Origin of the sequence: Bradyrhizobium sp. JR4.1, assembly GCF_040548605.1 — a bacterium.
In the GTDB taxonomy this organism is placed as follows: Bacteria; Pseudomonadota; Alphaproteobacteria; order Rhizobiales; family Xanthobacteraceae; genus Bradyrhizobium; species Bradyrhizobium canariense.
Window position 1 is genome coordinate 56,302 of sequence record NZ_JBEPRY010000031.1, and the last position, 19,995, is coordinate 76,296.

Genomic DNA, 19,995 nt, shown 5'->3' on the forward strand with positions numbered 1-19,995 from the left:
GTGCGCAAGCATTTTTTCATCCTTCTGGGAACCCGGCCGGAAGCAATCAAGCTTTTTCCAGTCATCAATCTGCTCAAGGCCGAGAGGAGCAAGGACATTTCCGTGACGATCTGTGCGACCGCACAGCACCGGCAACTGCTTGATCAGGTCCTCAAGCTGGCAAAAGTGGTCCCGGATTTTGATCTAAACGTCATGACGACCAATCAGACGCTGGATCATCTGACCGCGCGGCTGCTCGGACAAATTGGTGAACTCCTGGAAAAGTTGAAGCCCACCAGGGTCATTGTCCAAGGCGACACGGCGACGGCAATGACGGGCGCACTGGCATCCTATTATCACCGCATACCGCTCTCCCACATCGAGGCCGGACTGCGCAGCGGTGATATCTTCGCTCCGTGGCCGGAGGAGGTGAACCGCAAGATCGTCGGCTCGATCGCCGATCAACATTTTGCTCCAACAGAGCGCGCAGCATGCGCGTTGCGTTCTGAAAACGTCGCGGATAACCGCATTCACGTTACCGGAAACACGGTGGTAGATGCTCTCATCCTCGCGAAAGCCATGGTCGACTCCGATCCGGGACTGTCGTGCCGCTGGGATGGCATCAAGAAGCGTCACGGCAATCGGCGCATCATCCTGGTGACCTGCCATCGCAGGGAAAATTTCGGCGGAGGCGTCCTCAACATCGCTAACGCGTTGGAGACTATCCTGCGCAGGGAGGACGTTGCCGTCGTGCTCCCCGTGCATCCGAATCCGAATGTCCGTGACCTGTTTGCGTCTCGGTTTTCGGACCACCCGCGGGTCGTACTTACTTCTCCTCAGGAATACACTGATTTCGTAAGCTTGCTCTCGCTATCTTATCTGGTCCTGACAGACTCAGGCGGCGTACAGGAGGAGGCACCGACTTTTGGAAAGCCGGTCCTGGTGATGCGCGAGACAACCGAGCGTCCTGAGGGGGTGGAAGCGGGAACGGCACGCCTGGTCGGTACGAACTACGAGCGGATCGTTGCGGAGACATTTCGCCTGCTCGACGATGACGAGACCTATGCTGCCATGTCGCGTTCGCACAATCCGTTTGGTGACGGGCACGCGAGCGAGCGGATCGTGAAGGTCCTTCTCGATGCATGAATTCCAAAAAATCAATGTCCTGGGACTTGGCTATATCGGCCTGCCGACCGCAGCGCTCATCGCGAGTCGAGGTCTGCAGGTGGTTGGCATCGATACCAATGAGCGCATCGTCGACACCGTTGCGTCTGGCAAAATTCATATCGCCGAGCCCGATCTGGACGGTCTCGTCTCGAAGGTCGTGTCGAGTGGCACGCTCACCACGTCCAAAACGCCGCAGCCGGCCGACGTTTTCATCATCGCGGTGCCGACGCCCATCGATCGCGAGAACCGTCCGGACCTGTCGAGCGTGAATGCGGCCGTCGACAATATCGTAGATCTCCTCGCGCCAGGCAATCTTGTTATTCTCGAATCGACATCGCCGATCGGAACCACCGAAGCCATCGCGAAGCGGATCGTTGAACGCAGGCCAGAGCTGCACATAGGGATCAACGGCAAGGAGGATGGCGCGATTTACGTGGCCTATTGTCCCGAACGCGTGTTGCCGGGACGGATTTTGACCGAGCTTATCAACAATGACAGGTGCATCGGCGGGATTACGCCAACCTGCACGCGGCGTGCTCAACGGTTCTACAAAATGTTCGTTCGCGGTGCTTGCGTCGGCACAACGGCGCGGGCGGCCGAGTTGGTCAAGCTGACGGAGAATGCCTTCCGCGATACCAATATAGCATTTGCCAATGAACTCTCGATGATTTGCGACAGGTTCGACATCAACGTATGGGAGGTGATTGACATCGCCAACCGTCACCCTCGCGTAAACGTATTGCGGCCCGGGCCAGGTGTTGGCGGGCACTGTATTGCGGTAGACCCCTGGTTCATCATTGATTCAGCGCCGGATCTCGCCCGCGTGATGCGAACAAGTCGGGAAGTGAATAATGCCAAGACACAGAAGATCATCGAGCGCGCAGAGGCGCTGATCGACGATCATCCCTACGCGAACATTGCTTGTTGCGGACTGACCTTCAAGGCCAATGTCGACGACTTGCGTGAAAGCCCGGCCATGGAAATAGCCACGCATCTCGCTGCGAAATACGGCGAACGGATCAAGGTTGTCGAGCCGAACTTGCGCCGTCTACCTCCTCAGCTGGCGGATCATCGTGTTGCATTCGTGAGTATCGAGGAAGCCCTGCGCAGTTGCGAAATAGCGCTTCTCCTCGTCGATCACGATGAATTCAAGATGGTGCCGCTGGCGGAGCGGCGGCACCTCGACGTCATCGATACGCGAGGCATATGGCAGGATATGCCGGCGCGGACATAACGCATACAGTCGTAACTCCCGAATGGGTCGAGGTTAGCATGCGAGATAGCCAGTTGGGAATCGGCGTCGTTGGATACGGCTATTGGGGCCCCAACCTCGTTCGCAATTTCTCGATCAATCCCGCCACCCGCGTTGTCAGCGTGAGCGACCTTGATCGGGGCAGGCTCGGCGCCATGGGGCAGGTCTATCCCGGGGTCACAACGACCACTCGCTATGATGATCTGCTGAACGATACCTCTATTGATGCAATCGCCATCGCTACGCCGGTGCACACACATTACGAACTGGCAATTGCGGCGTTGAGGGCTGGCAAGCACGTGTTGGTCGAGAAGCCCCTAGCGCCGAGCGCCGAGCTGGTGACCCGCTTGATCGACGAAGCGGACCGGCGCGGGTTGACGCTGATGGTCGATCACACCTTTCTCTATACGCCGGCGGTGCAGAAGATTCGTGAGCTCTTGCTGAAGAAAGAGCTTGGAGACATCTACTATTACGATAGTACACGCTCGAGTCTCGGACTCTTTCAAAAAGATGTAAATGTGATCTGGGATCTGGCGGTGCACGACATCTCGATCATCCATCATATCTTCAATGAGGAGCCGATCGCGGTTTCGGCAACGGGGTCGTGCCACGTTGTCGGTTCGCCGGAAAATATGGCCCACATCACATTGTTCTTTGCCAACGCGTGTGTGGCCCATGTCAGCGTCAACTGGCTCTCGCCTGTCAAGGTGCGCCAGACGTTCATCGGCGGAAGCAAGAAGATGATCGTTTACGACGATCTCGAGCCAACCGAAAAGGTCAAGGTCTATGATAAGGGAATTACGCTCGATACGCCTCCGGAGGATGCGCATCAATTTCGGATTGGATATCGAGCCGGCGACATGTGGGCTCCGCATATCTCGCCAAAGGAGGCACTACAAACGGAAGTCGAGCATTTTGTCGACTGCGTGCGTACCGGCGGGCAGCCGATTTCCAGCGGCGTGTCTGGGCTGCGTGTAATCGAGGTGCTGGAAGCGGCATCGTGTTCGATCGCAAAACAGGGTACGCCGGTGCTCCTGAGGGAGCCTTACGGGGTTCAGCAACGCGCCAGGGCAACAGCTTGACGTGCGGGAAATCTAGCTGATCTGATAGTCTGGCAGAAGACCCGATGGACCAGGTGCAACGTTCGATCTTGTTCTCCGCCCTCGATCGTTACGGCACCCTTGTGCTGCTCTTTGTCGCAACCGCGGTGCTTGCCCGTTTGTTGTCGCCGGAAGAATTTGGCATCTATGCGGTCGTGACCGCGGTCACGTCGATCATTGCGGCCTGCTTCCAGGAGTTCGCAGGTGCAAGCTATTTGATCCAGAAGCGAGATCTGTCGCGCGCGAGTGTGCAGACCACGTTCACGATCACTCTCGCAATCTCGGCAGTCACCGCTTTGGTCCTGTTCACGTTTGCGCGGTTTGTCGCTCGTATGTTCGAGCTGGATAGCTTGCGTCAAGGCATCGAAGTGTCCGCGATCAATCTACTCCTATTGCCGTTTTCTGGGACCATAGCCGCTTTGTTCCGTCGCGAGATGCAGTTTGGAACACTGGCAATCTGCAACCTTGCCTCCGGTGCAGCAGCCGCGATCGTTTCGACCGGTCTCGCAATGGCCCACTTCAGCTACATGGCTCCGGTCTGGGGAGGCGTTGCCGGCAACGTGGTGCTGGCCCTGATGCTGTTGATTTGGTGGAGAGATCTCGACGCGATACGGCCATCGCTGGTCGATTGGCGGGAGATCGTCGGCTTCGGCCTCTATTCGGGAGCTGTTAGCGTTGTCAATGTGTTCTATGGCCTCGCTCCGCAGCTGTTCCTGGCAAGAATCCTCGATTTTGCCTCGGTCGGCCTCTACAGCCGAGCAACCGCATCGACACAGATCTTTGACAAGCTGGTCACGCAAGTCTTGAGCCCGGTCGTCATGCCTGCGATTGTTGCGCGAAGCAACGCCGGAGGTGATCTCAAGGCCGTCTATCTTGCTGCTATTCGGTTGCTCTCGGTTGTGCAGTGGCCGTTCTTGATTTCGATTGCGATCATGGCCCGGCCAATCATTGTGAGCTGGCTCGGCCCGGCGTGGCTGGAGATCGTCCCGCTTGTGCAATTACTGTGTATTGGCAACCTCGCCCTTTTCGCGGCCTGCCTGACCTACCCTGTGTTTGTCGCGGTAGGAAGGGTGCAAGATGCGCTGATCTCGTCGCTGGTTTCGCTGCCGCCGTCGCTCCTCGTCATCTTTGGCGCCTCGTTCTTCGGCGTGCACGCCGTCGCAGCGTCCGCGCTCCTGACATTGCCCTTCCAGGCTGCGGTCGCGGTGCATTTTCTAGGACGCCATCTCCGCCTTCGGCCGAGCGAATTTGCGCGTAGCCTGCAGATGAGCGCAGCCGTAACGGCCCTCGTAGCTTCGGCAGTATCCATCTGCGCGATGCTGACCGAGGCAGAAGGCCTTTCGCCTCTTGTTGAGTTGTTACTAACGTTCTCTGTTGCTGTGCTGTGTTGGTGGCTGGGACTAATGATGACCGGGCACCCGCTGTTGCAGCACCTTCATCATGCAGTAATGGGCCTTGCGCGTATGGTGCCGGCGCGGTGGCCCTCGCGTACGGCGCTCTAGCGGACCGCATAGCTTGGAGATCGAAGATGCCTATTGCGCAAGACGTCGTGCTCGGTGGCAATGTCCGTATCCTGCATCCAGATCTGGTGAACCTGTATGGTTGCGCCATTGGTGACGAGAGCAGGATCGGAACCTTCGTCGAAATCCAGGCGGGAGCGAAGGTCGGTGCACGTTGCAAGATATCGTCGCACAGCTTCATCTGCGAAGGCGTCACGATCGAGGACGAAGTGTTCGTCGGTCATGGCGTGATGTTCACGAACGACAAACACCCGAAGGCAACGACGGCGGATGGTCGTCCTCAGCAAGCGTCGGACTGGACGCTGCAGCGCACTCGCGTCGGTAGGGGAGCTTCGATCGGCTCGAACTCCACGATTCTGTGCGGAGTGACGATCGGAGAGCGGGCCTCCGTAGGCGCGGGTGCGGTGGTGACGAGGGACGTTCCGCCTGGCGCTGTCGTCGCGGGAGTGCCCGCTCGGGTATTGTCTGCGGCTGAAACGGCGGTCTTCGGCGATCGCGGCTCAGCAGAGGCGCTTCGCAAATCATTTTAAACATTCGCATAAACTGAAAGATTTAATTCTTGATTAAATCTAACGGTGCGGGTTAAATACATTATAATGTTGGTCCAATAGAGGACTTGAATCTTGATACCCTTCATGGATCTGAAAGCCCAATATAGCCAGATCAAGCCGGAAATCGACGCCGCGGTCGCGAGAGTCGTCGGCAGCGGGCACTTTGTGCTCGGCCCAGAGGTCACTGCCTTTGAGGGTCGCTTCGCGGAATATTGCCGGACCGCCCATTGCCGCGCGGTGAACAGCGGAACCTCGGCGCTTCATCTTGCCTTGCTGGCGGCGGGCGTCGGAACCGGTGACGAAGTCATCACGGTATCCATGACGTTCGTCGCGACAACCGCAGCGATTCTCTACAGCGGAGCCAGGCCGGTGTTTGTCGACGTTGACCCGGTAACATGGACGATGCATCCCGGCTCGATCGAGGCTGCGATAACACCGCGAACGAAGGCGATTCTGCCGGTTCATCTCCACGGGCTGATGGCCGACATGGATCCCATTATGGAGATCGCGCGTCGTCACGGTCTGGTCGTTATCGAGGACGCCGCGCAGGCGCATGGCGCAGAATACCGCGGACGTCGCGCGGGCTCGATTGGCGATCTGGGATGCTTCAGCTTTTACCCCGGTAAGAATCTTGGAGCGTTTGGCGAGGGCGGGGCCGTCGTAACCGATCGGCCTGAATTGGCACGCCGCGTGTCACTGCTGCGGGATTGGGGACAGGAGACAAAATACAATCACGTCATTCCCGGGTACAACTATCGCATGGACGAAATTCAGAGCGCGATACTGAACGTCAAGCTGGACTACATTGAGCGCTGGACGGAAGCTCGTCGCTCGCTCGCTGAGCGATACAATGCACTTCTGTCTGATCTTTCATGCCCGCGTCCCCAGCCGCCCCGGTACGCCCGTCACGTGTATCACGTCTATGCGGTCAGATTGCCGTGGCGCGACGAGGCGCTGACGCTATTGCGTGACTCCGGCATCGGCGCGGGGATCCACTATCCCGTTCCGGTGCATCTGCAGACTGCCTATGCAGAACTCGGTTATCGTGCCGGTGATCTTCCCGTCACCGAGATGCTGGCGAACGATTTCCTCTCTCTTCCCATTTATCCAGAGTTGCTGCCGGAGCAGGTGGTCGAGGTTGCCTCCACACTCAGGAACGCGGCGCTGCGGCCCAGCGAAATGACAAGCGACCGAGCAGAGCATCCAGAGAGTCTCGTGACAAGGTCCCACAACAGGAGAGCGTCTTGATCGATCTCAAGGGAAAACGCGTTCTGGTCACCGGCGGCGCAGGTTTCATCGGCTCCCACATCATTGATCTGCTCTGCGATGAGGGCTGCATCGAGATCGTCGCCATCGACAACATGATCAGAGGCCGGCCGGAAAATCTCGCGCGCGCGCTCGGACGTGGCCCGGTGAGAGTGGTTCATGGCGACATACGCGATCGCAAGCTGATGGAAGCGTTGCTCAAGGCTGCTGATATTGTCTTTCACCAGGCGGCGCTCCGAATCACTCATTGTGCGGCCGAACCACGCCTTGCCAAGGAGGTCATGGTGGACGCCACCTACGACCTGCTGGAGTTGTGCATCAAGCACGATGTTGAGAAGATCATCGCGGCGTCGTCGGCGTCCGTATACGGCGTGGCAGAGGAGTTTCCCACCACCGAGCGCCAGAATGCGTACAACAACCGAACTCTCTATGGAGCCGCTAAGGCCTTTAACGAGGCTCTGCTGCGTACCTTCAACGATGCGTATGGCATCGACTACGTCGCATTTCGATATTTCAACGTCTACGGTAGCCGGATGGACATCCACGGCCGGTATACCGAGGTCTTGATCCGCTGGATGGAGCGGCTGGAAGCCGGATTACCTCCGATCATTTTTGGTGACGGTCATCAAACCATGGATTTCGTCCACGTCCGCGACATCGCGCGTGCCAATATCCTTGCGGCCAGGGCAAAAATCACTGATGAGGTGTTCAACGTCGGGAGCGGCACGGAAACCAGCCTGACGGAGCTGGCTACGGTGCTTGCCTCCGTGATGGGACGCCGCGGCCTGGCACCCGAATTCGCGCCGGAACGCTCCGTTAATCCGGTGCCTCGACGGCTGGCATCAACTGGCAAAGCAGAGCGTTTGCTGGGGTTCCGCACCACAGTTTCGCTGGAACAGGGGCTCGCCGAGCTCGTGAAATGGTGGCGATCCGAACGCGAACTTGCTTCCGGCTCCCAGCGGCAGGCGGCGGCATCGTGATCCCGATCGCGGCGCCGCTGCTTGCGGATGAAGAAGCCGATGCTGCGCGCGCGGTCGTGCTGTCGGGCTGGGTGTCGCAAGGCCCAGAGGTGGCCGCGTTTGAAAGTGAGTTCGCCGCACTTGTTGGCGCGCCGCATGCCTGTGCCGTCGCCAATTGTACGACTGCACTTCAGCTTGCTTTGGCAGCGTTGGGTATCGGCACCGGCGACGAGGTGATCACGGTTAGCCACTCCTTCATTGCGACCGCGAACGTCATCCGATATCAGGGCGCCACTCCGGTTTTCGTCGATATCGACCCGGAGACCTATAATTTGGATTGCGCTCGGCTGGCCGAAGCCATCACCGAGCGTACGCGCGCGATCATCGCGGTCCATCAGATGGGCATGCCGTGCGATATGGCAGCGCTCATCGCCGTGGCGCGACGCCACGGAATCGCGGTGATTGAGGACGCGGCCTGTGCCGCCGGATCGCAGATCCGGATGAACGGCGAATGGGAGCCGATCGGCAGGCCCCATGGAGACATTGCCTGCTTTTCCTTTCATCCGCGAAAGGTAATCACGACAGGCGAGGGTGGAATGCTCACCACCGCGGACGCCGAGCTTGATCGCAAGTTCAGGCTGCTGCGGCAACACGGCATGAGCGTTCCGGATATTGTGCGTCACGGGTCGCAGCGCGTCATTTTCGAGGAGTACGTCCTTCTCGGCTACAATTATCGAATGACGGATATGCAGGGTGCGATCGGGCGCAAACAGCTCGAGCGGCTTCCGCAGCTGATCGCGCGCCGGCGCAGGGTGGCATCCCGTTACGCCGAACTGCTTGGGAATATAGAGGGACTGCGGTTGCCTTTGGAGCCGGAGTGGGCGCGATCCAACTGGCAGAGCTATTGCGTGCGCCTTCCTGACCGCGTCGACCAGAGAGCGGTGATGCAGAACCTTCTCGATCAAGGCATTGCCACACGGCGCGGTATCATGTGCTCGCATCGTGAGGCGCCTTATGCGAGCAGTGAGCAGCGCCACGATTTGCGTCAGTCCGAACTCGCGCAAGATCACGCGATCCTGCTTCCGATCTACGTACAGTTGAGCGAGGACGACCTCGTCCGCATCGCCGATGCCCTCAGGAATGAGTTGTACCGATGACGGCGCTGCACGCTTCACGAGTGGACGGCGCCACTGTTTTGCCGAGTTGGTTGGGCGGCTGCTACGGGAGGAGGCCGCATGGGGAAGGTTGACGTCATCGTTCCCTGCTCGGCGCGTTAGTGTCATTTCGCACCCGCAAAGCTTGGGTCACATCAGCACATATAATCAGGGGGTTCCGAAGCATCGGCTAGCTCGTATCTTAACCAACGGATGCCGTACAGGTTGAGCTCCAGCAAGCACGCTGATGTGTCACGGAGTTCACGAAGCTGGTTTGGAGGGGTTGGATCACCTAATTGGATTCCAGACTAAAACTTGACAATGGTGCTACATGGCTAAAGTGGATGTCGTTGTTCCCTGTTATAATTACGGCCATTTTCTCGCAGCATGTGTGGAGAGCGTACTCCGTCAGTCTGTCAGCGATCTTCGCGTGTTGATAGTCGATGACGCGTCCTCGGATGAATCACTTGCGGTAGCAAGAAGACTAGCACGAGACGATTCTCGAGTAACCGTCATATCGCACACGCGAAACCGAGGACACATAGAGACGTACAATGAGGGAATCGCGTGGGCGTCTGCCGACTATTTTCTCCTTTTGTCCGCTGACGACATACTGGTTGATGGAGCTCTCCAACGAGCGACCGAAGTTATGGATGCAAACTCCGACGTCGGACTTACGTACGGAAAAAGCATCCTCTGGTTCGACTATCTCCCGTTTCCAGACCTCCCATCGAACGAGACTTACACCTGGGTGCGACACGATCTCATAACAGAGATGTGCGCGACTTCTAGAAACGTTGTTCCAACCCCGACAGCGATCGCGCGAACGCAATGTCAGAAGGCAATCGGTGGTTACCGCGCGTCGCTTCCTCACACCGCCGACATGGAGATGTGGCTGCGCTTCGGAGCCAATTGTAGTGTCGCGAAAATTGATGCCGTCCAGGCTGTTTACAGGAGACACTCGACAGCAATGTCCAACGCGTACTTTGATGACCGAATGTCTGATCTTCGACAGTGCCGGCTTGCGTTCGACAGCTTCTTCGAAGATTGCGGGAATCGCATCTCCAACTCTCGAAGGTTAAAAACCCTGGCCAGGCAAACGCTAGCCCACCGGGTATTTCGGAGCGGAGTTGGCCTGGTCCGACGAGGCCGATTTAGAGAGGGTTTCAATTTCATCCGCGGTTCCATGCAAATGGATCCTTGGTTGTGTTATCTTCCTCCGTTCTGGCGCGATGAATTCCGAAACCGTGGATTGAAGGCTCAAGAATGAGGTCTTTCGGTCGCCCCGAATCTACGATTTGGAAATCGCACGAAGAAGTACGGCAGCGTGACGCTTTGCGCAATCCGCGCCGCTGAAACGTGTTCTTGATTCCTCAGATAAGTGTCGCCGCGCAGCCGACCATCGGTCACGCTCTGCGAGTACGGATTTCATTGCCGCGACAAGTTCTTCCCTGTTTGGCTGTGGTTTGAACCGCATAAGGCTTGCACCTTCCCAGCTCGGCGACTCCGCGCTCCCAAGCGGGTTTCCGATGACAAACCCCCTGCTGCCGTCCGTACCGACTTGTTCGCGCGCGCCGCCAACCTCGCTCAGGATAACAGGCAGCCCTGCGCTTAGCGCCTCCATGCTGGCCAGCGACCACCCTTCAAAGAACGAATCAAGAACGAAACAGTCAGCTGCGGCCAATAAAACCGATGGGCTTGCAAAGGAGTGCCTGAGGTGAATTCGCCCCTTCATCGACAACTCTTCGCGAAGCGCGCGCACTTGGTTGGTGTACATGTGGTTGTCTAGACGGCCAGCGATCAAGAGATGTGTGTTCTCACCTTGCGCGACTTCGGAAAATGCCCGCACGAGACCATATGCATTCTTCTGGATGGAATGTCGGCCAAGGCTAAGAAAAAGAAATTCGTTCTTGAGCCCAAGCCAAACGCGCGCGACTGCACGATCGCAGGAGGGACGATGCGTGTCATTGAAGCCATTCGGAATCGCGACGATCCGATCTTCCGGGAATGAACGATTGCCTTTCAAGTATTGTCGTCTGACGAGTTCGCTCACCGCCACGAACGATGTGATGAACGTGGACCGCGTAGCCTCTCTGCTCCAGTCCGTACTTATTGGAGTCGGATTGCCATGGAGCGTCTCGACAATCGGAATGCCAGCGCTTCGAGCTTGTTCCAGAATCCAATCTGGCGGATCATGTGCGCTTATGACGTCAGGACGATTGGCAGCCAACCACTGATGACACTGGCTTGGTGAGGTGACAAGAACCGATGTTCCTTCTCGCTTAAGCGCTGTGCACAATTGTCCCGAATAGTCGCTCACGTTAGGCTCTAAGGACGCGGGCGTGCACATGACGGTCACACGAAATCCCAGAGCGGGTAGCCGTCGCGCAAGGAAGGCGACGACCTCATCGAGACCTCCGGCGTCGAGCGCGGGTGTAACAATGAGACAATGCACGTGACGGGCTGATGCCAAGAGTTCAGTCGGTTGGATATCGGGCGGATCTGGAAAATGCAGCTCGGGAACGACGAGCGCAGAATTTGCATCGTGCGGAACGAGCGGTTTTGACCAATCATCGACGACTTCATTGTTTTCCCAGCTGGAAGGTGCGCCAACAATCAGCTTTCGTCCGGCACGTCGGACGCTGCGCGGTAAGCGCCAGGAATTTCGTTGAGCCCACAATATCGCCCGCTTTGAAAGGTCATTCCGCACAAGACTTCTCATGATGCATCAACTGCTTGCGTCGTGATTCCGAAGTCAGCTTCACCGCGCACCATGAAGCTCGCACGGCCAAGTCCGAAGACTGTTCTCGTGCACGTGTTCATGACTAGAGGAGGGGCCCGAAGATGTTGAGGATATCCTGTTTTTCTGCTTCCGGAGGATAGCGCTCAAGCGCGAAACGCGAAGCTGCGGCCACCATGAGCTGCTCTTTTGGCGAGCGCCCCATCAGTGACAACACAAATTGCGACAATTCTCGCGAGATAAAATAGAGCAGGCTAATCGCGAGCTTTATCATTCGTTTGGCGCTGATCCGAACTGAGCCGTTTCCCCTTCTCATTAGCAGCGTCTCCTCACCCGCACGGGCCAAATCCATCTGGGAGCCGGCCTGGGTCATTTTCGCCACATCCGCTGTGCTCGGATAAAACCCGGTGCTGATCGAGGCGCTCGCAGGAAAACCCATTCCAAGTGCCTAGTCCATTTTTCCCTTGGTTTGCCAAGAAAACCATACTAAATATAATAATAAAAGCCATCGATTTAAATTATTTAATTAAATTGTTTGCTTTTGTTGATTTGCGTATGGTTTTGCCGAGCGGCAACAGGGTCTGCGGTGACAGATGCGGATAGCTCGATCGGCGTTTGGTTGGCCACGTGGCGATTGGCCTACAAATATAGTTTATCACCGGGATGGGGACGAATACCTGACGGACAAGCAAGCAGGGCCCATTTCGATACAATACCGTCCCGACGTCGATGGATTGCGCGCGATCGCCGTGCTCCTCGTGCTGCTGTTCCATTGCGGCTTCGAAAGCTTTGCGGGGGGCTTCATCGGGGTCGACGTTTTCTTCGTGATCAGCGGCTTCCTGATCACATCGCTGATCCTGGCGGACCTGCAAAAGGGAACCTTCTCGTTCTTCCGCTTCTACACGAGACGAATCCGTCGCCTGCTGCCCGCGATGCTCGTGACGGTTCTGATCTCGCTCGTGGGTGCGGCGCTCGTCATGGCTCCCGAGCATCTGGCCGATACGGCAAAGTCAGGGGCTCTGGCTACCATTTCTCTGTGCAACTTCTACTTTGCGATGGTTGCAAGCTACTTCGACAGCTCCGCGCAGTCGAAGCCGTTCCTGCACATATGGTCTCTCAGTGTGGAGGAGCAGTTCTACCTGTTCTGGCCGGTGCTGCTGGTTTTGCTCTACCGCGGGAAACGCTCCTGGGCTGTTGCCGCTCTCGTGGCCGCTGGAATCCCGCTCGGGCTGGCAATCTCGCAATATTGGATCACCAAGAATCCCACCCACGCCTACTTCCTGTTGCCGTTTCGAAGCTTTCAATTTCTCATGGGCGCGGCGTGCGTCTGGCTCTCGCACGTCGCGACTCGCAACAAGGTTCTCGGCCAGGCGATCGGCATAGCCGGGCTGATCCTGATACTGGTCCCGGCAATCGCATTCTCCGACAAGACTCCGTTCCCCGGCATCGCAGCTGCCGTACCGTCGCTCGGCGCCATGTTGGTCATCTGGCAGGGCAGGCAGTTCGTGCTGAACGGCGTGCTCGCAAACCCGGTGATGGTCTGGTTCGGCCGGATTTCCTACTCAACGTACCTGGCTCACTGGCCGATCATCGTATTCTGGCTTTACCTGGCCATCGAGCCGCTGTCGTTGGTGCACAAGGTGTTGCTGTTTCTGCTGAGTGTCGCTGCAGGCCAGCTCCTCGACTCGATGGTTGCCCAGCGATTCAGATACGTGCGGCCCGGCCAGGGAAAGCGCTGGCTGTTTCCGGCCACGCAGGTCGGTCTCCTCGCGCTCATCGGGGTGGGATCGTGGTCAATGGTAGCGACAGGCGGATTGCCAGCGCGCTTCGCGCTGGCACCCGAAGCATCCACGTACCGAAATGAAAGCGTCTTTCCATTTCTCCGCGATTATGGCGACGGAATTGTGCATGTGGGGCGGACGGGATCCTCTCCTCGAGTGCTGATTTTCGGCGACTCGATGGTGCAGAACTACGTTCCCGCGATATTGGGGTTGGAAGGCATGCGCAATGCCGACGTCGACATTGTGAGTCGCGGCGGATGCGTGCTGGCGATGGATGCAGTACTCATCAAGTACGGTTCGCCCGACAGGGTCTGTCTCAAGTTGAGGGATCATTTGTACGAGTTGAAGGACCGGTACGATCTGGTGGTCTGGTCGCAGAACTGGCTTGGGTACGATAACTCGTTGCATTGGGAGACCGCTGGCCAGGATCCTGCTCGCGCATTTCCGGGATCAGTCGGTTTCGGTGGCTGGCGGGACGGCATCGAGAGGACTGTCAACCACTTCGAGTCGCTCGCGAAAAAAGTAGTCGTTATAGGTCCGGCGGTAACGGTCGAGGTCAACCCGATCATCCAGCGCATCGGACCGTTGACGGACGTCTCCGCTGTCGAGGCACAGCTCGATCAGATGAAAGATGTCTCGACCGAGGGCCGCGAGTCGCTGGAGAAGAGCATTCGCGCGCTCGTGACAGCCAAGGCGAATACGCTGTATATCGATCCGCGCACGATTTTCTGCGCCGATCGACTCTGTCATCTGTCGGACGGCAAGTTCAGCTATTTCCTGGACAGTTTGCACAACACTTCGGCAGCGATACCGACGCTGCGAAGTGGTCTGGAGCGCGCGGGATTCCGCTCAGTTTTTGAGCGTTCGGCTGCATCCCGGTGTGCCCCCGGTGCCAGCTCTCGAGCGATCGACGGCGAGTTACGCATGAGGGAACTCCCGACATATCCACCATGTCCACACGGGGAGCGGAGGCTAAATGCCCAGACGCGGAGCGGGGGCAAATGATTTATAGACTGGCTCGAACCGGCTAAGGATAAATGAAGGTCACGTTTTATGTGCTCGTCGTGAGCGCCATGATGCGCCCGGAGATAGGGTGTGCGGCTTGCAACCGTCAACCCCGGCGAAGATGTCTCGGCAGCCGTGGCCAATGCATCGGGCGGTTCGACGGTTTGTCTTAGTTCGGGAAATCATAAGACGCTGATCTTGAAAGAGGTCGCGAAAAATCCACGGGTCATGGTTCAATCGGCATCGGGAAGGGGAGCCAAACTCGCCTTTGAAATGCGCGATGGTAGCAGCGGCATCACCTTGGACAATCTAACTTTAGCGTCAGGCTACATCTACGGGAAAACTCCGCATGATACCATCAGCCATTCCGATTTTGTGGAGAACGCAAGGATGGTCATCGATGGCGCAGTCCGTTCGAGCATCCTCTTGGACGGCAACACCCACAACAACAATAACCCTCCTCCGAACAGCTTCCAGGGTCGGGTAGAGCTGCCCGATCATCCGAACTTGAAATGCACCCCACCGTCAAACCCGTCGCACTCGTCAAGGATGCGATCCTGGATTGCTCGCGCCGCGGCGGGATCGTGCTCGACATATTTGGCGGCTCCGGAACAACCCTGATCGCAGCCGAACGCACCCTCGAACGGCGCGCGTGATTGAGTTCGATCCGCTGTACTGTGACGTGATCGTCCGACGTTACGAAGAACTCACCGGTCGATCGGGAAAACTGGAGCGAACCGGGCAAGAACTTGCTGCCGCGGCCGATCACGTATTGGCGGCGCGACTGACCGAAACGTCTAGCAATGGCTGACGATAGCGAAGGGGATGGCGGCCAACAGGTCGGGTATCGCAGCCCCCTAAGGCGCACCGCTTCAAAAAGGGGCAGTCGGGTAATCCGCTTGGTCGGCCGCCGAAGTCGCAAACCAGAAAACCTGGCCGCTCGCCCCTTGGGAAGGCATATATCGCGGAAGCTCATCGAACGCTTCGCATCACTGAGTCTAGCAAAGTTAGTCAATTCAAGACGATCGAGATTGCCGTGCGCCGTCAGGGCATGGCCGCGGTCGGAGGCGACCTCAAAGCTCAAAGTCAATTTGTCGCGGGCGTGCGGCTTGCCGAGCGCGAAGAGCGTTCAAGAAATGAGCAATTGTTTGACGCGGGGCTGGAGTACATCGCGCTGTACGAGACACGAAGAGACGGTCATAAAAGGCAGGGCCTTCGTGCGCCCGAGTTCGAAATCGACCCCCGATGACATTCTGACGGACGTCTGGGATCGAACCCTCTCATTGAGCGGTACGTGCCCAGAACCGACTCAATGCAACGTCTCTGGCTCTCGACCACCTGCGGCAACAGCTCACCCGCGAAGCAGCGGCCGAGCAGCTCCTCCCGCAAATCTTGACAACCGAGCTATACGGCGAGATCTGGAATTCCTGAGACAGATGCTACGAAGGTTGAGCTGACCAGGCTTCGCCGGACCTTGGCTGTTAATGTGTTTCAGCAGCTCTCGTCCTTACTTTCCCGGCTCTTCCGGTTCAAACCTGGCTATCAGAACAGGATCGTCCCAAAGCTCGACAACGCAGTCGTCAACGAGCTCAGCGCGACGCCGGCATGTTATTTCGTCAGCCTGGCTGCCGGAGATGGGGCGGAGGTGTTTCCAGACATGCCGAAAAAGATCCCACCGAGGCCGCTTTCTCCCATGGCTCGGCTGCGCGCAAAAGACGAAATTTCAGTGTCGTCGCTCTGGCCAATTCGCATACTTTGCCCACCAGCTTGACTTTCGGCCAAGGGGTTTTTTGCGTCGTTGTAGACCGAACCCGCCAAGCGCAGCTGTGCAAGAGCTCCCGGCCGAGACGGTGAGGTTCTGAACGGAGGCATTCAAAGCGCATGAAGCGGGGCTGCTCATAGGCGCGACAGGTCATTAAAATCTTAATCATTTAATTATGTCATTCGCGAAAAAAATCCAGATTTAAAATGCCTCGGTCAGATTATTTTCATCGGGAGTTGGAAATCAGACTTATTAATATTCGACATGTTCACGTCCGTGAAATGCCTCCGATAACGGAGTTCTAGCGGAATTCGTTGACTGGGGCCGAAGCGAAGGGCCGCCTTCGGCTGTCGAGGTAAATGTGAAAGCGCGTTGCTCTTTGCGCCCAGGTCCAGACGACGTTCTCCTCAGAGACAGAACGAAACACGTACAGCTCCTAAAGGTGATCGCGTGTAGGTGCCCCCGTCGCGGATGATGTTTCTTGCGGCGTGTGTAAAGTGGCGCGCTGAGCATAGTAAGCTCACGTATCTACCGCGAACCCCGCCAGCGCCGCCGCCATGCCGACGGTGTTCCATTATGCATTTAGTGCATTTCCTCGAACCGTGTGCGCATACCGAACCTGGTTGCCTTCTGCCTTCATCACCCCAGGCCATTCCGTTCCCATCAATCCAATCGCGTAGCGCTGCGAGCACGCCAGGGATCGGATTGGCGTTTTCATCCCCTCCGCTCTTTGGTCGCAGTCGAGACGATGTGCCCCAACGGTGCTAGATAGCCGGCCTGCACGCCCATGTCCGTTTAATTAATGGGTGACAAAAAACATTTAATTGAATAAAAGAGGATTATATTTGTCACTCGAATGTGCTCTAAACTCTGCCGCGGCGCACGGAGTCATCGCTGAACAAATACCTACCGGTTCAAAAGGCTTGGCCGCCGCGAAGCTGCTAGGGGTTTCCGAAATGAGAATTACCTTTTTGTCGCCTCCGTTTAACCTATCCGGCGGCATCAAAGTGATCTTACTGCACGCTGGGGAACTGGCGCGACTAGGCCACAGCGTCACAATCATTTCCCATGGACAGCAGAGCCGTTCCCTCACTGAGCGATTGCGCTCGATCAAGAATGGAAGAGGGCTTATCTTCAGGCCAAAAATACGCGCTCCAAGCGGCGTCGCGCACATCGAGATAGAGCCGGCGCGATCAATTACTTGTCGTGACGTCCCTGACTCGGACGCAGTCGTGGCCACATGGTGGGAAACAGCCGACTGGGTCACAGCGTTGTCCCCATCAAAGGGCAGGAAGTTTTATTTCGTTCAAGGCCACGAGACATATCCGCCGATTCCGTCCCGCTCTCGTGACACCTACAAGCTGCCTTTGAAGAAGATAGTCGTCTCAAAGTGGCTGAAAAACATAATGGAAGAGGAGTATGGTGACAAGGACGTCGCGGTCGTGCCCAACACCGTGGACCGCATGACGTTTTATTCCGACCAACGCGAAAAGCAGGATCGGCCGACGATCGGTCTGCTCTACTCAACCGCCTTCCCAAAGGGCTTGCATACTTCTCTGCGCGCCATTGAATTGGCAATGCAGAAGATCAAAAACATCAAGGTAATCTCGTTCGGCAACGAACGAAAGTCCAGGCGTTTTCCGCTCCCGAGAGATTCGGCTTTCGAGCGATCGCCGTCTTCAGATCAGATCCGCGAGCTCTATTCACAATGCGACGTCTGGCTGACTTCGAGCATCAGCGACGGTTTCAATCTGACGGCGTTGGAGGCGATGGCGTGCGGAACGCCCGTCATTGCCACCAGAGTTGGCTGGCCGGCTGAAGGGATAATAGATAACGTAAATGGCATTTTGCGGGATGTCGACGATGCCCCTGGACTGGCTGATGCCGTTGTTCGAATATTGACACTTCCCGATAAGGAATGGCAAGTCATGTCCGAGTGCGCACATCGGACAACGACGACCTCATCATGGCAGGAGAGCACAAAACTGATGGAGGCGGTGCTGGCCGCTTAAGCGCCATGGTCCCCAAAATGCCCAGCCCGCCACAACCCATGAGCGCACTAAGGCCTGTTTACAATCATTAGCTGGCGACGAAGCTCGCGATGAGATTAACGAAGCCGGCCTTTTCGTAGCGGGTTGCGATGCGGCGGAATGCCTTGGAGAGAGCAGAAGAAGTTCTCGACCAGATGGCGCTGTACATTTCGGCGTCATGAGGGATGCGTCCAGCCCGGTCGGCCGTGGATGGGATAGCCGCTGCGGCGCCACGTTCATTCAGGTTGGCGCGCAGCCAGTTGTTGTCCAAGGCCTTGTCGCCAACCGGTGCCGCAAAATCGAGGCCGGTGATCAAGGGCTCGACGCCGATGCTGTCGTGACGCTGGCCGGGCAACAGGACGAAGCGAACGAGATTGCCGAGGGCGTCGACCAGGGCCATGATTTTCGTGGTCAAGCCACCACGCGAGCGGCCTATGGCCTGATTTTGAGTCCCCCTTTTGCGCCGGTGCCATGCTGGTGGACCCGGACGAGTGTGCCGTCGACGAGGACATATTCGAAATCGGGATCATCGCAGAGGGCCTTGAAAACGCGCTCCCAGACTCCCTTCTGCGCCCATCGCCAGAAGCGTGTATAGACCCTGAACCACTTGCCAAGGTTTCCGACAGATCACGGGCGAACCTGCGCGCAATCCAAAGAACGGCTTCGATAAACAACCGGTTGTCACGCCCACTGCTGCCGGGGTCACCGACTTTGCCAGATAGCTCCGGCAATCAGTTCCCACTGAGCGTCGCTCAACGCCAATCGAATCAAGGCTGACCTCCAATTTTCAGCCTTGAATCAATTTTCTACTGATTTGGGAATCCTGTCTGTAAACAGGCCTTAGGGCGTCATTTTGCGCGGTTCAAATTGAGCAAGTCCACTGCTCCCTGGAATACCTTGCGCTGCAGCGCCTGCTCGGCATTCGTGGACCCTCGGCGGGCGTACTCGGCGCGGCCCGCTCGAAGGCGGTCGGTGAAGGACGTCGAAAGTTCCAACTCGGCTCTACAAACTGATCGGCGGCTTCCGAAATGTCGGCTCGAGCCGCCCACGTCTCACCACAGTTGACCCGATCGCCAAGCTTAACACGAATTTCCTGAATGACCGCGCGATTGCTCTGCCCTGATCATGCGAACATCTTCTTTCCAATGATGTCTGTAGATCGTGCATTTCGACAGCGCGATCCACATCGACGATTTTGCCGCGATCAATCGAGCGGACTGGTTGCCTCCATCGAGCCGGATGGCGCCGACCAGGCGGGCAATGGCGTCCTCATTGGGAAAGATGCCGACCACCTCGCTTCTGGGCTTGACCTCGCCATTGACACGCTCGAGCGGATTGGTCGAGTGCAGCTTGGCGCGGTGCGCGGCCGGGAAATCGGTTTCAGCCTCATTCGAGGAACGACGCGAGCTTTGAGAATTGGGACGGAACTAGTCGGAGATGCGTCGCCATTCATGCGACGACCTTCGCGAGCCGTTGCTTCTGCCCACCTGACAGGCTCCACGCTCTTTCAGGACCGCATCGAAACCGCGCGGCAACCGTGTTGCGGATGCCGCCGCTGGGGGCGGCGAATTCAGGGCAAATGAACCATGCAGTCGGAGACCCCGGACCGCGGTTCGAGGCTACGGCGAGCTTGGGTGTCCAGACCGGAGACATAGGTAACAGGTCGTACCTAAGACATGGGTGACAACCTCGTGCCGAACGGGTTGTCGAGGGGTTTCAAAGTCGTTTA

At 57.4% G+C, this 19,995-nt stretch carries 15 protein-coding genes and 3 pseudogenes; 14 read left to right on the forward strand and 4 right to left on the reverse strand.

The features are described 5' to 3' along the window. The 9 genes from wecB to ABIB90_RS36615 all read left to right on the forward strand — a co-directional run bounded on the left by wecB (position 1) and on the right by ABIB90_RS36615 (position 10,218). A complete protein-coding gene (gene wecB / locus ABIB90_RS36575) occupies positions 1-1,125 on the forward strand; it encodes a non-hydrolyzing UDP-N-acetylglucosamine 2-epimerase (RefSeq protein WP_204510855.1) in 1,125 nt (374 codons plus the stop codon). Next, positions 1,118-2,380, forward strand: coding sequence for a UDP-N-acetyl-D-mannosamine dehydrogenase (gene wecC / locus ABIB90_RS36580; protein ID WP_354170975.1), 1,263 nt, complete (start codon positions 1,118-1,120; stop codon positions 2,378-2,380). The genes wecB and wecC overlap by 8 nt, the downstream gene beginning before the upstream one ends. A gap of 38 nt (positions 2,381-2,418) precedes the next feature. Next, on the forward strand, positions 2,419-3,480 hold the full coding sequence (locus tag ABIB90_RS36585; RefSeq protein WP_354170973.1) for a Gfo/Idh/MocA family protein: 1,062 nt from the start codon (positions 2,419-2,421) through the stop codon (positions 3,478-3,480). A gap of 44 nt (positions 3,481-3,524) precedes the next feature. Then, a complete protein-coding gene (locus ABIB90_RS36590; RefSeq protein WP_354170970.1) occupies positions 3,525-5,000 on the forward strand; it encodes an oligosaccharide flippase family protein in 1,476 nt (491 codons plus the stop codon). Positions 5,001-5,026: 26 nt separating this feature from the next. Next, a complete protein-coding gene (locus tag ABIB90_RS36595; protein WP_354170968.1) occupies positions 5,027-5,548 on the forward strand; it encodes an acyltransferase in 522 nt (173 codons plus the stop codon). A 93-nt stretch (positions 5,549-5,641) separates the two neighbouring features. After that, positions 5,642-6,817: a DegT/DnrJ/EryC1/StrS family aminotransferase gene (locus tag ABIB90_RS36600; protein ID WP_354170966.1), complete on the forward strand. Its 1,176-nt coding sequence runs from the start codon at positions 5,642-5,644 to the stop codon at positions 6,815-6,817. Further along, complete coding sequence (locus ABIB90_RS36605; RefSeq protein WP_354170963.1) at positions 6,814-7,815, forward strand: NAD-dependent epimerase/dehydratase family protein; 1,002 nt, start codon at positions 6,814-6,816, stop codon at positions 7,813-7,815. The genes ABIB90_RS36600 and ABIB90_RS36605 overlap by 4 nt, the downstream gene beginning before the upstream one ends. After that, positions 7,755-8,951 carry a DegT/DnrJ/EryC1/StrS family aminotransferase gene (locus ABIB90_RS36610; protein WP_354170961.1) on the forward strand — a complete coding sequence of 399 codons (1,197 nt, stop codon included), beginning with the start codon at positions 7,755-7,757 and terminating at the stop codon, positions 8,949-8,951. Before ABIB90_RS36605 ends, ABIB90_RS36610 begins: the two co-directional genes overlap by 61 nt. Before the next feature lie 328 nt (positions 8,952-9,279). Further along, positions 9,280-10,218, forward strand: a complete 939-nt coding sequence (locus tag ABIB90_RS36615) for a glycosyltransferase family 2 protein (RefSeq protein ID WP_354170959.1) — start codon at positions 9,280-9,282, stop codon at positions 10,216-10,218. Positions 10,219-10,239: 21 nt separating this feature from the next. On the opposite strand, the gene ABIB90_RS36620 is transcribed toward ABIB90_RS36615, so the two are convergent. Then, the gene (locus ABIB90_RS36620; RefSeq protein ID WP_354170957.1) at positions 10,240-11,670 is read right to left on the reverse strand and encodes a glycosyltransferase family 4 protein; all 1,431 of its coding nucleotides are present in this window, start codon (positions 11,668-11,670) and stop codon (positions 10,240-10,242) included. Positions 11,671-11,773: 103 nt separating this feature from the next. Then, positions 11,774-12,127 carry a hypothetical protein gene (locus tag ABIB90_RS36625; RefSeq protein ID WP_354170955.1) on the reverse strand — a complete coding sequence of 118 codons (354 nt, stop codon included), beginning with the start codon at positions 12,125-12,127 and terminating at the stop codon, positions 11,774-11,776. 295 nt (positions 12,128-12,422) lie between these two features. Here ABIB90_RS36625 and ABIB90_RS36630 point away from each other — a divergent pair, with 295 nt between their 5' ends. From ABIB90_RS36630 to ABIB90_RS36650, 5 genes and pseudogenes are all read left to right on the forward strand, one after another. Next, a complete protein-coding gene (locus tag ABIB90_RS36630) occupies positions 12,423-14,474 on the forward strand; it encodes an acyltransferase family protein (protein WP_354170953.1) in 2,052 nt (683 codons plus the stop codon). A 512-nt stretch (positions 14,475-14,986) separates the two neighbouring features. Beyond that, on the forward strand, positions 14,987-15,130 hold the full coding sequence (locus tag ABIB90_RS41730; RefSeq protein WP_502917050.1) for a DNA methyltransferase: 144 nt from the start codon (positions 14,987-14,989) through the stop codon (positions 15,128-15,130). Next, complete coding sequence (locus tag ABIB90_RS41735; protein WP_502917049.1) at positions 15,127-15,285, forward strand: hypothetical protein; 159 nt, start codon at positions 15,127-15,129, stop codon at positions 15,283-15,285. Before ABIB90_RS41730 ends, ABIB90_RS41735 begins: the two co-directional genes overlap by 4 nt. Before the next feature lie 60 nt (positions 15,286-15,345). Continuing rightward, positions 15,346-15,723, forward strand: a pseudogene (locus ABIB90_RS36645) (DUF5681 domain-containing protein); the annotation flags it as partial. A 1,469-nt stretch (positions 15,724-17,192) separates the two neighbouring features. Beyond that, complete coding sequence (locus tag ABIB90_RS36650) at positions 17,193-18,248, forward strand: glycosyltransferase family 4 protein (RefSeq protein WP_354170951.1); 1,056 nt, start codon at positions 17,193-17,195, stop codon at positions 18,246-18,248. Positions 18,249-18,315: 67 nt separating this feature from the next. Here ABIB90_RS36650 and ABIB90_RS36655 read toward each other — a convergent pair. Both ABIB90_RS36655 and ABIB90_RS36660 read right to left on the reverse strand, forming a co-directional pair. Continuing rightward, a pseudogene (locus tag ABIB90_RS36655) lies at positions 18,316-19,037 on the reverse strand (IS5 family transposase). A 446-nt stretch (positions 19,038-19,483) separates the two neighbouring features. After that, positions 19,484-19,657, reverse strand: a pseudogene (locus ABIB90_RS36660) (transposase); the annotation flags it as partial. Between the last annotated feature and the right edge of the window lie 338 nt (positions 19,658-19,995).

What these genes read in the sequence shown, in the direction of transcription:
- ABIB90_RS36625 (WP_354170955.1), bottom strand. Translation starts at nt 12,127, where the DNA reads ATGGGTTTTCCTGCGAGCGCCTCGATCAGCACCGGGTTTTATCCGAGC.
- ABIB90_RS36590 (WP_354170970.1), top strand. Translation starts at nt 3,525, where the DNA reads ATGGACCAGGTGCAACGTTCGATCTTGTTCTCCGCCCTCGATCGTTAC.
- ABIB90_RS36650 (WP_354170951.1), top strand. Translation starts at nt 17,193, where the DNA reads ATGAGAATTACCTTTTTGTCGCCTCCGTTTAACCTATCCGGCGGCATC.
- ABIB90_RS36585 (WP_354170973.1), top strand. Translation starts at nt 2,419, where the DNA reads ATGCGAGATAGCCAGTTGGGAATCGGCGTCGTTGGATACGGCTATTGG.
- ABIB90_RS36595 (WP_354170968.1), top strand. Translation starts at nt 5,027, where the DNA reads ATGCCTATTGCGCAAGACGTCGTGCTCGGTGGCAATGTCCGTATCCTG.
- ABIB90_RS36620 (WP_354170957.1), bottom strand. Translation starts at nt 11,670, where the DNA reads ATGAGAAGTCTTGTGCGGAATGACCTTTCAAAGCGGGCGATATTGTGG.
- ABIB90_RS41730 (WP_502917050.1), top strand. Translation starts at nt 14,987, where the DNA reads ATGCACCCCACCGTCAAACCCGTCGCACTCGTCAAGGATGCGATCCTG.
- wecC (WP_354170975.1), top strand. Translation starts at nt 1,118, where the DNA reads ATGCATGAATTCCAAAAAATCAATGTCCTGGGACTTGGCTATATCGGC.
- ABIB90_RS36610 (WP_354170961.1), top strand. Translation starts at nt 7,755, where the DNA reads ATGGTGGCGATCCGAACGCGAACTTGCTTCCGGCTCCCAGCGGCAGGC.
- ABIB90_RS36615 (WP_354170959.1), top strand. Translation starts at nt 9,280, where the DNA reads ATGGCTAAAGTGGATGTCGTTGTTCCCTGTTATAATTACGGCCATTTT.